This is a genomic window from Kordiimonas pumila (assembly GCF_015240255.1).
GTDB lineage: Bacteria > Pseudomonadota > Alphaproteobacteria > Sphingomonadales > Kordiimonadaceae > Kordiimonas > Kordiimonas pumila.
The window spans coordinates 3,079,120-3,091,431 of record NZ_CP061205.1 but is presented as its reverse complement, the minus strand read 5'-3'; the positions used below and the strand labels follow the sequence as shown (position 1 = coordinate 3,091,431).

Sequence of the window (12,312 nt, the reverse complement as noted above, 5' to 3'; positions counted from 1 at the left end):
TCAACATTTAAGGGGATATTGGCATGGGCAACGTTGTTGTTGTCGGCTCCCAATGGGGCGACGAAGGCAAGGGTAAAATTGTTGATTGGCTTTCAGAACGTGCGGACGTTGTTGCACGCTTTCAGGGTGGTCACAATGCCGGCCATACTCTGGTTGTTGATGGTAAAGTTTATAAACTTTCGCTATTGCCTTCAGGTATTGTGCGTGGCGGTAAAATAAGCATTATCGGGAACGGTGTTGTTGTTGATCCTTGGGCGCTTTTGTCTGAAATGGATACACTGCGCGGCCAAGGTGTAGAAATAAGCCCTGCATCACTTGAGCTGGCGGCAAATGCATCGCTTATTATGCCGTATCACCGCGAGCTTGATGCGCTGCGTGAAGATGCGACAAAAGGTGTTAAAATTGGCACGACACGTCGTGGTATTGGCCCTGCCTACGAAGATAAAGTGGGTCGTCGTGCCATTCGTGTGTGTGATTTACAGTCTCGTAGCATTGTAGAAGCAAGGCTGGAAGTTGCCTTAACGCACCATAATGCACTGCGTCGTGGCCTTGGGCACGACCCTATCAATGGTCAAAAAATCGCCGATGACCTGATGTCAATTGCAGACAAGATTTTGCCATATATGAGTAATGCGTGGCGTACGCTTGAGGCCGCAAAAAATGCTGGCAAACGTGTTCTTTTTGAAGGTGCACAAGGAACATTGCTTGATGTTGATCATGGTACATATCCCTTTGTAACATCGTCCAACACTATTGCGGGGCAGGCTGCTGGGGGTACGGGTATGGGACCGGGGTCACTTGATTATATCCTCGGGATTACAAAAGCCTATACAACACGCGTTGGCGCCGGGCCATTTCCAACTGAGCAAGAGAATGAAATTGGCGAATTTTTAGGGACACGCGGCCACGAGTTTGGTGTTGTAACGGGCCGTAAACGCCGTTGTGGCTGGTTTGATGCGGTTTTAGTGCGTCAAAGCCTTACTATCGGCGGTGTAACTGGTATTGCGCTCACGAAGCTTGATGTGCTGGACGGACTTGAGGAAATTAAAGTTTGTGTTGGGTACAAACATAAAGGTGAAGTGATCGATTTTCTTCCCTATGGTATGGAAGACCAAATCGCTATTGAACCGGTTTATGAGGTTTTTGAAGGGTGGACAGAAACGACCTTTGGCGCGAGAAGCTGGGCTGATTTACCAGCAACGGCAATTAAATACATTCGCCGTATCGAAGAACTGATCGGCGTGCCTGTAGCGCTGTTATCAACCAGCCCAGAGCGCGAAGATACCATTCTTGTGAAAGACCCTTTTAATCCGTAAGTTTGGACGTAAGGCTATCATTAAAAAGGCGGTCAGATTACAGTTTGGCCGCCTTTTGTATTTTTTCCTTTATTAATAAGCTCTTTCTTAACTATCATTTGGTTTCATGCTGTAACATGTGTGATATTAGATCAATGAATGTAATTTTTGGGGTCGATAGGAAAAGGATTTACTTGTGAGCGGGGAAGTGGCACCGGTTCCTACAGGTCAAAGCGCTTTTGGTGATCGGTATGAGATTATATTTGCAGCGCCCCTACCGGAGTTTTCAACTCGGGGCGGTAAAGCATATAAGGTAAAGGATAAAGAGCGCCCAAAGGCTGACCTTTATGCGATCGTCCATATTCCCTTGGTTCCTGTCCGTAATGATATATATTTAAGCTTGCAATCAAGGCCCGTTGGAAATGTCATTAACCCTGTGGCGCGGGGATTAATGAACATAGAGGATAAGGGCAGAAAACAGAGGCTTGTTACAGTCTTTGATCGTCCTACAGGCGGCGCGCTTATGGCGCCTGATGGCACCTTGAACCCTAGGGTTAATACTGTAAAACTGCGCCAAAATGCAGTTCTATCCGCCCTTAAGGCTCTCGCAGCCCTTCATAAACGTGGGCTTTCCCACAGAAATGTATTACCAACAACTATGTTTTTTGCGTCGCCAGAAAGCGACGAGGTTTTGCTTGGTGAGTGTTATAGCTTTCCAGCAGGCTATATGCTGCCTTTTGCAATGGAACCTCTTGAGCTTGCTTTTGCCGACACGACTGCCCGAGGTGTTGGGGATGCGTCATCAGACTTTTACCAGTTAGGGGCTGCCTTGCAGAGCCTGTATTTTGGGGAACCGCTCTGGAAAGGGCGGGACCGAGATGGCATGGCAATGGCGCGTATTAATCAGGGTTCCTTCTGGTCGTTATCAGGCGGACGTGAAATCCCAGGGGCTTTGGGTACACTAATACGCGGCCTGATGGCTGACGAACTGGAAGAGCGCTGGGGTTCAGAAGAAATCCTTGATTGGTTTGAAGGCATTGGCAAGCCTAAAAGAACAACAATGGCCAGTTGGACAATGAACCGTCCTACCAACTTTATGGGTACAGCATATGTTGATCGGCGATTGCTGGCCGACGCTTTTTCTCGTAACCCACAAGAGGCCGCTAAGCTTTTGAAATCAATTGATTTTCCGTCGTGGATACAGATGGCATTTCGTGATGAAATCATGACGGAAAAGATGGAAAGCGTGCTGAACGTGCGACCGTCAGAAGGCTTTGGTGGTCCGCGTGCTGATGATTACCGCATGGTATCACGGGTTTGTATGTTTTTGCACCCTACAGGACCGGTTTATTACAAGGGCTATGCTATTACACCGTCAGGTGTTCCTGCTTTAATCGCAGAGGCTTTCAGCCGCGATGACCGTGAAACAATGACAAATATTTTGGAAATATTTGATGCGAAATTTATTTCTGCTTTAACGGATATTGTTGGAGACAGAAACCCCACTTTGGGTAAAGAGCTGACAGAGATAGCAAAGGCCATGGAGTATGGCCCCAGCAAGCAATTAGGCAAAGGGATGGAGAGGGTTCTTTATGAGCTGAACCTCATTATTCCCTGTGTTAGCTTGCGCTTTGAAAATGTGTGGATTGGGTCTTTAAAGCAAATGCTGCGGGCGCTTGATAGGCTTTCAAGTGCTGGGGGCGGTAAAAACATTTTACTTGACCGTCATGTGGCGGCCTATTGCGCAACACACGGTGTTGATCTAGAGCGTGACTTTAATAAACTGGCGGCAGTGCAAAGTAACCCAGCTAAGTTTAATAGCTTGACAGCGGAGTTTTTTGGGCTGTTACAGCGGCGTATGAAGCTGGAAGCTTTACCCCATCTCACAGAAAAGCTTGTGGACGGCTTAGCCCCAACTGTAAGGGATATAAAGAATAAAAAACGGCGTGAACAGGTGCAGGTATTATTGGATAAGGTCAAAAAAGAGGGCGATATTACCAAGCTTATTACCGATGTAAACCTAACACAGATACAGGCCCTTGATGCACGTGAGTTTTCTCAGGCTTGTAATGCTGTGGTCAAGCTCGAGAAAGAAAGAGCAAGGTTATCAAAGAAAATATCACCTCGTGATCCAGAGGCACGGCAAAAAGGATACAGAGGCGCAAGAGTTGTGGCTTTTGTTGCCTTCATGGCAATCAGTTTTCTTACTTTTTATCAGGCATAAATACGTATGAAGTTAGCAAAAAAGAAAAAGAAACCGGTTAGGCGCCGCAGCCCGGGTGAAATGAGTGGATTTTTGCCGCTCTTTATCATTGGGCTGGTTGGGGTTGCCATTTTCAGTGTTGAGGCAGCAGTGCTTGTTAGTTCCGGTATGGTGCCAACTCTGGTGCTGGCCCTAACGGGTAAAGGCGAAAATAAAAGCGCTAAATTACAGTGTGTCACATTTACCAACCTGTGCGGTATTTTGTTTATGCTTCCTGATGTTATACACCGGCCAAGCAGTGTTTATGAAACCATCGCGGAACCAATTAACTTGTTGATTATGTGGGGAGCAGCCGTTTTTGGCTATGCATTGATCTATATTGGGCCACACATTGCGGCTATTGTATTACAAGGACTTTCGCAAGACCGATTAAAGCAAATAGCGGCGCAGAGGCAGGCTTTAATAGAGCAGTGGGGGCATGAAGTTCTTGGGGATAAAGATGACCAAACAGGACCGGGAGCTGCGCAAAACCTATTGCAGCGCCCAGGTTCAGGTGGGCCTGTCCAGCCCAGATAGTATGCGCTGCCACTTTATTGGGGCTTGAGCCCCAATATTCATTTACAAGTATATTTCCAAAACCCTGTAGACTTTATAGGTGGGGGCCTTGTGTCCGCGACTATTTATTCTTGCAGATTACCTTTGCCGGTATCTGATGCAATTTGTGTTATGGCCTTTTGTACTTTCTCAAAAGCACGTACCTCAATTTGGCGTACACGCTCGCGGCTTATATCATACTGCTGAGAAAGCTCCTCAAGCGTCGTTGGAGGCTCATGCAAGCGCCGCTCTGTTAGAATATGGCGTTCACGCTCGTTCAGGCCTTTCATTGCTTTTGACAACATTTCCATGCGCTGTTCATATTCTTCATTGTCAGCCGTTGTGGTTTCTTGGTCGGGGGTGTCGTCGACAAGCCAATCTTGCCATTCGCCTTCCGCATCAGCACGCAAGGGTGAATTAAGCGAATGGTCATGTGCTGAAAGGCGGCGGTTCATGTTCACCACATCTTCTTCGGGCACTGCGAGTTTTTCAGCAATCGTGGTGACATTCTCAGGGCTCATGTCACCTTCTTCAATGGCTTCAATCTGTCCTTTGATACGGCGCAGGTTAAAAAACAGTTTTTTCTGTGCAGCTGTAGTACCAATTTTTACAAGGCTCCAGCTTCTGAGAATATACTCCTGAATAGCCGCACGGATCCACCACATAGCATATGTTGCAAGTCGGAATCCTTTTTCAGGGTCAAAACGCTTGACCGCCTGCATCATGCCAACATTACCTTCAGAGATAAGGTCTGCGACAGGCAGGCCGTAACCTCTGTAACCCATGGCTATTTTAGCAACAAGTCGCAGGTGGCTGGTTACAAGCTGGCGTGCAGCTTCACTGTCTTCATGCTCGGCCCAAGCTTTTGCAAGCATATACTCCTGATTGGCCTCAAGCATTGGGTATTTACGGATTTCCTGTAAATACGAGCTTAAACTGCCTTCAGGTGTAAGAGTTGGTAAATTACTTTGATACGTCATGTTATATCCTCGCCTGCTTTTATTATGTCGTTCAATTAAGGCAAAAAAATGCAAGGTACTAAAGTTTATACGGCTCCAGAACCTTCAAAAGCGCTTCCATATCATATGGTAGGCTACTTTCGAATTTAAAGGGGGTACCCGACACAGGGTGGATAAAACCGAGCGATTTGGCATGCAAAGCCTGCCGAGGGAAAGATGCAAGTGCGGTTCTAGCCGCCCCTTTTATAGAGTTTGCAATGGCATTTCGGCCGTAAACAGGGTCGCCAACCAGCGGGTGGCCAATATGCGCCATATGAACACGAACCTGGTGGGTCCTGCCTGTTTCAAGGCGACATTCCAGAAGGGAGGCAACCGGTGTGCCGCTCTGCGCATAGGACGCGCTGACAGTATAATGTGTTGCAGCCCACTTGCCGCCGCTTGGTGCCACGGCCATTCTTTTTCTATCCACTGGATGGCGGGCTATGTTTCCCTCAATTCGGTCAGCCAGTTTTTTTGGGTGTCCTTTACAGACCGCTATATAAGTTCGTTCAATCGAATGGTCCGCAAACTGCACGGCAAGCCCGTTATGAGCTTTGTCATGTTTTGCAACAATCAGAAGGCCACTGGTTTCTTTGTCAATACGGTGAACAATGCCGGGGCGTTTGACGCCGCCAATACCTGACAGGCTGCCGTTACAGTGATGGAGAAGCGCGTTGACAAGTGTACCGTTTGGGCTACCGGGAGCAGGATGTACAACCATACCGGCTGGTTTGTTCACAACAACCAGATGCTCATCTTCAAAAATAATATCAAGCGGTATATTCTCAGCAATAGGGTCAGCGTCTTCTGGCTCAGGGAAGGACAGTGAAAAATTATCGCCTTTTTTGACATTATAAGACGGACTAAGCACAATGCCGGAAGCTGAAACAAGTTGGCCTTCCTTGATCAGCGCTTTAACGCGCGATCGAGAAATATCTGGCATTGCATCGGCCAAAAGTTTATCAAGCCGAATACCTTCGGTTTCGGGGCCAACTGTTATTTGAAATACATCCTTCTTCATGGGGACTTGTTATGACTGTTACTAATCAAAATGTCACGCCTGATGGTGCAGGAAGTGATGAAAATATTTCAGATGTAAAAGCGCCTCTAGTTCTGAAAATTATTGTGGCAGTCCTTGGTATTGCTATTATCGGCATGCTGGGCCTTATTTTGATGAAAATAATCAGCGGTGATCATAAAAAAACTACTGCAAAGCAAATGGTTGGCCATGCGGTGAGCAAACAGCAGAACATGCTGATAGAGGACAGGGAAATAAAGGTGCCAGCCGGGACAGTTTTTGAAGCAGTTACATCAGATAATGCACATTTAATTTTGCATTTTAAAGGTGCAGATAAAACGGTTTTAGTTTTGCTTGATAAGCAAACGGGTGACCTAACAAACATTACTGTTACCAAGTAGGCAAGCATGTGCGCTGCACTGCTCTGATGCCATGTGTGTTTTTGTTAATATTATTGCTTCTGTGATTTGAATAATAGGCTGCACGCCCTATATTGAACATGATTTTTATGTTTTTTACCGGGGAGATAAATTCAAGTGTTTGGGCAAATGCAGAACTGGCCACTTCTTGTGTCAAAATTTTTAGACCATGCGGCTATTAACCATCCATCACGTGAAGTTTTTTCAATGCTGCCTGAGGGCGGCGAATTTCGTTATAATTACGCGGGTCTATCTGATCGCTCCAAAAAGTGCGCACAGGCGCTAGGGCGACTTGGTGTAACTCTGGGTGATCGGGTTGCAACACTTGCATGGAATACACATCGCCATATGGAGATATGGTATGGTGCTTCTGGCATGGGGGCCGTTACCCATACAGTTAACCCTCGGCTTTTTCCTGAGCAATTGGTTTATATTTTAAACCATGCAGAAGATAAGGTTCTGATGCTGGACATTACTTTTGTCCCACTGATCGAGAAGATCGCAGAGCACCTAACGACGGTTAAGCAATATATTATTCTTGTTGGCCGTGATCATATGCCAGATACAAGCTTGCCCAATGCCCTGTGTTACGAGGAGCTGCTGGCAGCAGAGGGTGGCACTTATGAATGGCCAGTTTTTGACGAAAATACAGCTTGTTCACTGTGTTATACATCAGGCACGACCGGTAACCCAAAAGGGGTGCTGTATTCACATCGTTCGAATTTCCTTCATACACTGTTAGCACTTTCGGGTGATACACTGGGGATTACGGCATTAAGCGTTATTCTTCCTGTTGTGCCAATGTTCCATGCTAACGCGTGGGGTATTCCTTATTCCGCAACGGCGGCGGGTGCCAAACTTGTCTTGAATGGGCCGCACCATGACCCTGAGACATTGCACATGTTAATGATACGGGAAGGTATTACAACAACAGCAGCAGTTCCTACAATTTGGATGGGCATGCTGAAATACCTTACTGCAACAGGTAAAGACTGCGGCAAGATGGAAACGGTTACTATTGGTGGATCTGCGGCACCGCGCAGTATGATTGCAGCCTTTCAGGAACGTTACGGTGTACGCGTTAACCATGCTTGGGGTATGACTGAAACCAGCCCACTTGGTAGCTTGGGTAGCGAAAATGCAGCAGTACAGGGGCTTACTCCAGAGCAAAAGCTGGATGTTCAGTGTAAGCAAGGGCGTTCGGTTATGGGCGTTGAAATGAGCATTCAGGATGAAGAAGGCAACAAGCTGCCACGGGACGGGAAAACATCGGGCAGGTTAATGGTTCGTGGCCCATGGGTGATTGATAGTTACTTCAAAAGTGAAACAAGTGCTCTCGAAGCTGATAACTGGTTTGATACCGGTGATGTTGCCCTGATCGACGAATATGGTTACATGCAGATTACTGACCGTTCCAAGGATGTTATTAAGTCAGGCGGCGAATGGATCAGCTCGATTGATCTGGAGAATGCAGCTGTTGCACATCCGAATGTTTTGGAAGCAGCGGTTATTGGTGTGTTTCATCCTAAATGGGATGAGAGGCCGCTTTTGATTATTGTGCCAGAGGCTGGTAAATCAGTAACGCATGAGGAAATGACAGAATTTTTGTCTGACAAAGTTGCTAAATGGTGGCTTCCTGATGCAACTGTTCTTGTAACTGAATTACCGCACACCGCGACTGGTAAAATATCAAAACTAACACTGCGAGAGCAGTTTAAAGACTATAAATTACCTTTGGCATAAATAATGGGGTTAGGGCTGCTGGTGCCAGTAGCCCTAAGTCTTGGTTTTGTTATTCTTTGTTTTTGTACCCTGCTGCCATCCAGCGTAGCAGTTTTACGGCCACATAGGTCCAGATCAGACCTGCAATCAAATAATAAACGGATTGCAGTAAAATTGGCCATGTAATGAAAAATTCACCAATGAAAGCTGCCAGAAAAATATAGCCACCCAAGCCAAAGATCATGGCAAGCATGCCAAAAAAGCTGCGAGATGATGGGCGTTGGGGTCTGGGGTCCATTATTATTCCTTATATAGGCCGCGTAATGTAGCAGCTTTTTGTATTATACGTTTTGTTTCACCCCACAAGGGTAGATCCAGCGCTTCTTCTAATGGAAAGAAACGTGCTTCAGCGGCATCATCGCCAGCTGTTACTTTTCCTGAGATATAAGAAGCACTATAGTCTATCAAGCTATAATGATAGTCTACGGTGCCATCCTTTGCATGATGGATTAGATCAACCACGTCTAAAAAGCTATCAACTTTTGCCGTTATACCTGTCTCTTCAAATATTTCTCTTATAACAGCCTCTTCAAGTGTTTCGCCGAGTTCTTGAGCACCGCCCGGAATGCTCCAGCTACCGATGAGGGGCGGTTTTCCACGCTGAATTAGTAAAACTTCGCGGTCTTTAAAAACGACAGCACCAACACCAACAATCGGCCGAATAGGGTTTTTTCTTGTATCTAGCATAGGGGGCGTGTCATTTCCTTTTGTTCTTGTATTATTGTAGGCCGTATTAACAAAGAGCAAGCTATATGTGTGGACGCTATATTCTGACCTCACCCATAGATATGCTGCGTAGCATGTTTGATTTGGATGTTCTGCATGCGATCCCGCCCCGCTATAATATTGCTCCCCGGCAACCTGTTCTTGTTATCAGGCAAGGGGAACAGGGCACGAAGGAGCTAGCAGCCGTAGAATGGGGGCTGGTGCCTGAATGGAAAAAAGAAAAAGGGGACAAACCCCTTATTAATGCACGCATTGAAACAGTTATCGAAAAGCCATCCTTTCGATCGTCTATCAAACGCAGACGCTGTTTGGTGCCTATGAATGGCTGGTATGAGTGGAAGCTTGAGCATGGTATTCGGCGGCCTTACTGGATAAAACCCACAAATGGTGAAGTTGCAGCGTTTGCGGGCATATGGACTGTTTGGCATGGCCCGGCAGGTGAATTTTGGCTCGAGACAATGGCAATTTTAACGGCACCAACATCTGGTTCTATGAAAAGCTTGCACCACCGACGGCCGCTTGTGGTGGCTAAAGGTGCTTATAACCGCTGGCTAGAGCCACACGATCCTCTGCCCCGTGGGTTTCTTGATAGTTTTGATTGGGTACTCGAGCATGCTTTTGAGTGGCAGAAGGTGAGCCTAAAGGTTAATAGTGTTCATTATGAAGGTGCGGGCTGTTTGCAGCCAGCAGAAGATGATCGCCAAACAACTCTTTTTTAAATGGTTAGTGCAGCTCTATGGATATTCACGACAAAACATCGCTAGTTTACATCGATAAAGAAGGCAGCATTGGCAAGCTGGTTTTAAACCGTGCTGCCAAGCGCAATGCTTTAAAGGAAGCGATGTGGCGGGCAATACCAGAGGCGGTTAAGGCCCTTGATGCAGATCCACATGTTAGGGTTATATTGGTTGTCTCCGCTTCAGACACAGTTTTTGCGGCAGGCGCTGATATTGAAGAGCTGCAGGTAGCTGCAACAAATCCGGACAGGCAAGAAAGCAACAGGCTAGCAATACGGGAAGCGCAGCGCAGTCTGGCGCGGGCTGAGAAGCCAACCATTGCCTGTATTCAAGGTGCCTGTGTTGGCGGTGGGTGCGGCATTGCCATTCACTGCGATTTTAGGTTTGCCAGCGACACCGCACGGCTGGGTATTACACCAGCAAAACTGGGTATTGTTTATCCCCTTAATGATACCAAGCAACTTATAGATCTGGTCGGGTCATCGAAAGCAAAGTCGCTATTATTCACGGGGCGAATTCTGGATGCTGAAGAAGCCTTGTCTATTGGTTTGATCGACCAGCTTATCCCCAGCACTTGCTATAACGCTGCGGTACTAGAGTTTGCGTCTGAACTTGCCCGTGTTTCGCAGTATTCCATTCGGCATATGAAAAAAAATGTCCAGCGTGTGCTTGATGGTCAGGTTGATGACTGTGCCGAAACAGCAGCTATTTTTAGAGAGTGCCAGCTTCAGGAGGATGCTGTGGAAGGCATTAAAGCTTTTCTTGAAAAGAGGCCTGCTGATTTCAAATGGAATGGCTGAACCGGAATTATGTGTTTGTTTCAGAAACACCGGGCAGGCTGTAAAGCCCGCCAATGTGCAAAGCAGAAACCAGAAACATACCGGCACCGTTCAGAATAAGGGAAACGGTTAGCCTAGTTTCTTCAGGCAGATATATTGCGACGAGATTGCTGAGCAGTAAATTCACAACCGAAATGGAAAGCCAGATAATTGCAAGAGAGCCAATGCCCTGCCGAATAAAAAGCTTTATCTGATACCAGCCTGCCGCAAAGGATAGGGGCTTGTCGATTGATACTGCACATATGACAATATGGGCAATGCTGGTTAAAAGCAGGCTTAGCCAAAGAATGGCAAGTGCACCAAATAAAATAATAATACTGCCTGCAGCCCCAAGAAAAGAAACACCTGTTACGATAAAGGTACCACCAATAGATGCCGCAACAGCGGTTAATATTGTTGCCTGCAGCATATAGAGGCAGGCTTTAGCAGATCGGGTAATATTTTCACTGAATGAACCACTCGCAGGTGTTAGGTCTGGTGATGCACAAACGCGGGCCCAAAAGGGCAGTAGGCAAGATGTGGCAACAAGTAAACCAATATAACCAATAACTAATTGGCCGCTGTTTTCTATAAGGGCAGTTGTAAAAGAGTGAACGCCGTTTTCCTCATTTGTGGATGCTCCTAATGTGGCGAGAGCCGTTTCCAGAATGCGGGTGGCCGGTTTATAGACAACACTGGCGATAATACCGGATAAGATAGATAGCATGAGCAACAGTTCCAGCCGGATGTTGGCAATATGCAGTGAGTATCGCAGCATGCTAGTAATTGTGGGCATTATAAACCTGTCTGTTGATGTTGCGGCAAAATGGCCTGATACTGCTGGAAGATCAAGCGCCTTTTCGTCTGATCCTCTATTGAGGTGATATTATTAAGGAATTAAGCATGTTTGAAAATAAGGTTGTTTGGATAACCGGGGCTTCATCAGGGATTGGTGAAGCTGTTGCTTATGAAATGGCTAAAGCAGGTGCGGTTCTTATTTTGTCTGCCCGCCGCGAGGACGTACTGGCACATGTGTCGGCACAGTGTGCCAGATTCGGCGTTTCTGAAAGCAATATTAAACTATTGCCCTTCGATATAACTGACGAGGCAGTGTTTGCTGATATTACCACCGCAGCACACAGTTTTAAAGGCCGTATCGACATGCTTTTTAATAATGCGGGCATATCACAGCGCTCACTGTGTGTTGATACAGATATGGCAACGTATCGCCGTTTGTTTGAGGTGGATGTGTTTGGGCAGATAGCCCTTACAAAACAGGTTTTACCCCATATGCTTGAGCAAGGGGCAGGGCATATAGCCGTGACAGCATCGGTTGCGGGTAAAATAGGCGTTGCAGAGCGTACGGGCTACTGTGCCGCAAAGCATGCTGTGATGGGGTTCTTCGATGCTTTACGGTCCGAGGTAAATAGACAAGGCATTCATGTAACAACCATAACCCCCGGCTTTATTCGAACAGCCATTTCTGAAAATGCGCTGAAAGGGGACGGTGAAAAATTTGGCAAAATGGATAAAAATATCAGTGGCGGTATGGATGTTACAGCCTGTGCTGAAGCAATTATGAAAGGCTTTAAGCGCGGTAAAAAAGAAATTGCCGTTGGTACTGGCAAGGAAATGCAAGGTTTGTGGGTTAAACGCTTTTTCCCAAACCTGCTTTTTAAAATTACGGGTAACTTAGCACCCACCGTAACGGAGAGCTAATAA

At 46.6% G+C, this 12,312-nt stretch carries 13 protein-coding genes; 8 read left to right on the top strand and 5 right to left on the bottom strand.

The window, feature by feature from the left end; all coding sequences use genetic code 11:
• Positions 1 to 23: 23 nt before the first annotated feature.
• The 3 genes from ICL80_RS13645 (at position 24) to ICL80_RS13635 (ending at position 4,074) form a co-directional block, all read left to right on the top strand.
• Positions 24 to 1,316 carry an adenylosuccinate synthase gene (locus ICL80_RS13645; RefSeq protein WP_194213156.1) on the top strand — a complete coding sequence of 431 codons (1,293 nt, stop codon included), beginning with the start codon at positions 24 to 26 and terminating at the stop codon, positions 1,314 to 1,316.
• A gap of 175 nt (positions 1,317 to 1,491) precedes the next feature.
• A complete protein-coding gene (locus ICL80_RS13640; protein ID WP_194213154.1) occupies positions 1,492 to 3,519 on the top strand; it encodes a hypothetical protein in 2,028 nt (675 codons plus the stop codon).
• A 6-nt stretch (positions 3,520 to 3,525) separates the two neighbouring features.
• Positions 3,526 to 4,074: a hypothetical protein gene (locus ICL80_RS13635; RefSeq protein WP_194213152.1), complete on the top strand. Its 549-nt coding sequence runs from the start codon at positions 3,526 to 3,528 to the stop codon at positions 4,072 to 4,074.
• 104 nt (positions 4,075 to 4,178) lie between these two features.
• On the opposite strand, the gene rpoH is transcribed toward ICL80_RS13635, so the two are convergent.
• A complete protein-coding gene (gene rpoH / locus ICL80_RS13630; protein ID WP_194213150.1) occupies positions 4,179 to 5,072 on the bottom strand; it encodes an RNA polymerase sigma factor RpoH in 894 nt (297 codons plus the stop codon).
• A gap of 58 nt (positions 5,073 to 5,130) precedes the next feature.
• Entirely contained in the window at positions 5,131 to 6,111 is a 981-nt protein-coding gene (locus ICL80_RS13625) for an RluA family pseudouridine synthase (protein ID WP_194213148.1), read from the bottom strand.
• Between the two features lie 11 nt (positions 6,112 to 6,122).
• Here ICL80_RS13625 and ICL80_RS13620 point away from each other — a divergent pair, with 11 nt between their 5' ends.
• Entirely contained in the window at positions 6,123 to 6,509 is a 387-nt protein-coding gene (locus ICL80_RS13620; protein WP_194213146.1) for a hypothetical protein, read from the top strand.
• A 135-nt stretch (positions 6,510 to 6,644) separates the two neighbouring features.
• Positions 6,645 to 8,270 (top strand): long-chain fatty acid--CoA ligase, encoded by a 1,626-nt coding sequence (locus tag ICL80_RS13615; protein WP_228073546.1) that lies wholly within the window; start codon positions 6,645 to 6,647, stop codon positions 8,268 to 8,270.
• 49 nt (positions 8,271 to 8,319) lie between these two features.
• Here the strand turns inward: ICL80_RS13615 and ICL80_RS13610 are convergent, their stop codons facing one another.
• Both ICL80_RS13610 and ICL80_RS13605 read right to left on the bottom strand, forming a co-directional pair.
• Complete coding sequence (locus ICL80_RS13610) at positions 8,320 to 8,547, bottom strand: DUF2842 domain-containing protein (protein ID WP_194213144.1); 228 nt, start codon at positions 8,545 to 8,547, stop codon at positions 8,320 to 8,322.
• 2 nt (positions 8,548 to 8,549) lie between these two features.
• Positions 8,550 to 8,996, bottom strand: coding sequence for an NUDIX hydrolase (locus ICL80_RS13605; protein ID WP_194213142.1), 447 nt, complete (start codon positions 8,994 to 8,996; stop codon positions 8,550 to 8,552).
• 65 nt (positions 8,997 to 9,061) lie between these two features.
• On the opposite strand from ICL80_RS13605, the gene ICL80_RS13600 reads away from it, so the two are divergent.
• Positions 9,062 to 9,754 (top strand): SOS response-associated peptidase, encoded by a 693-nt coding sequence (locus ICL80_RS13600; protein WP_194213140.1) that lies wholly within the window; start codon positions 9,062 to 9,064, stop codon positions 9,752 to 9,754.
• A gap of 17 nt (positions 9,755 to 9,771) precedes the next feature.
• Positions 9,772 to 10,572 (top strand): enoyl-CoA hydratase/isomerase family protein, encoded by an 801-nt coding sequence (locus tag ICL80_RS13595; RefSeq protein WP_194213138.1) that lies wholly within the window; start codon positions 9,772 to 9,774, stop codon positions 10,570 to 10,572.
• 7 nt (positions 10,573 to 10,579) lie between these two features.
• On the opposite strand, the gene ICL80_RS13590 is transcribed toward ICL80_RS13595, so the two are convergent.
• The gene (locus tag ICL80_RS13590) at positions 10,580 to 11,386 is read right to left on the bottom strand and encodes a hypothetical protein (RefSeq protein ID WP_194213136.1); all 807 of its coding nucleotides are present in this window, start codon (positions 11,384 to 11,386) and stop codon (positions 10,580 to 10,582) included.
• Positions 11,387 to 11,493: 107 nt separating this feature from the next.
• On the opposite strand from ICL80_RS13590, the gene ICL80_RS13585 reads away from it, so the two are divergent.
• Complete coding sequence (locus ICL80_RS13585) at positions 11,494 to 12,309, top strand: SDR family oxidoreductase (RefSeq protein WP_194213134.1); 816 nt, start codon at positions 11,494 to 11,496, stop codon at positions 12,307 to 12,309.
• Positions 12,310 to 12,312: the final 3 nt, after the last annotated feature.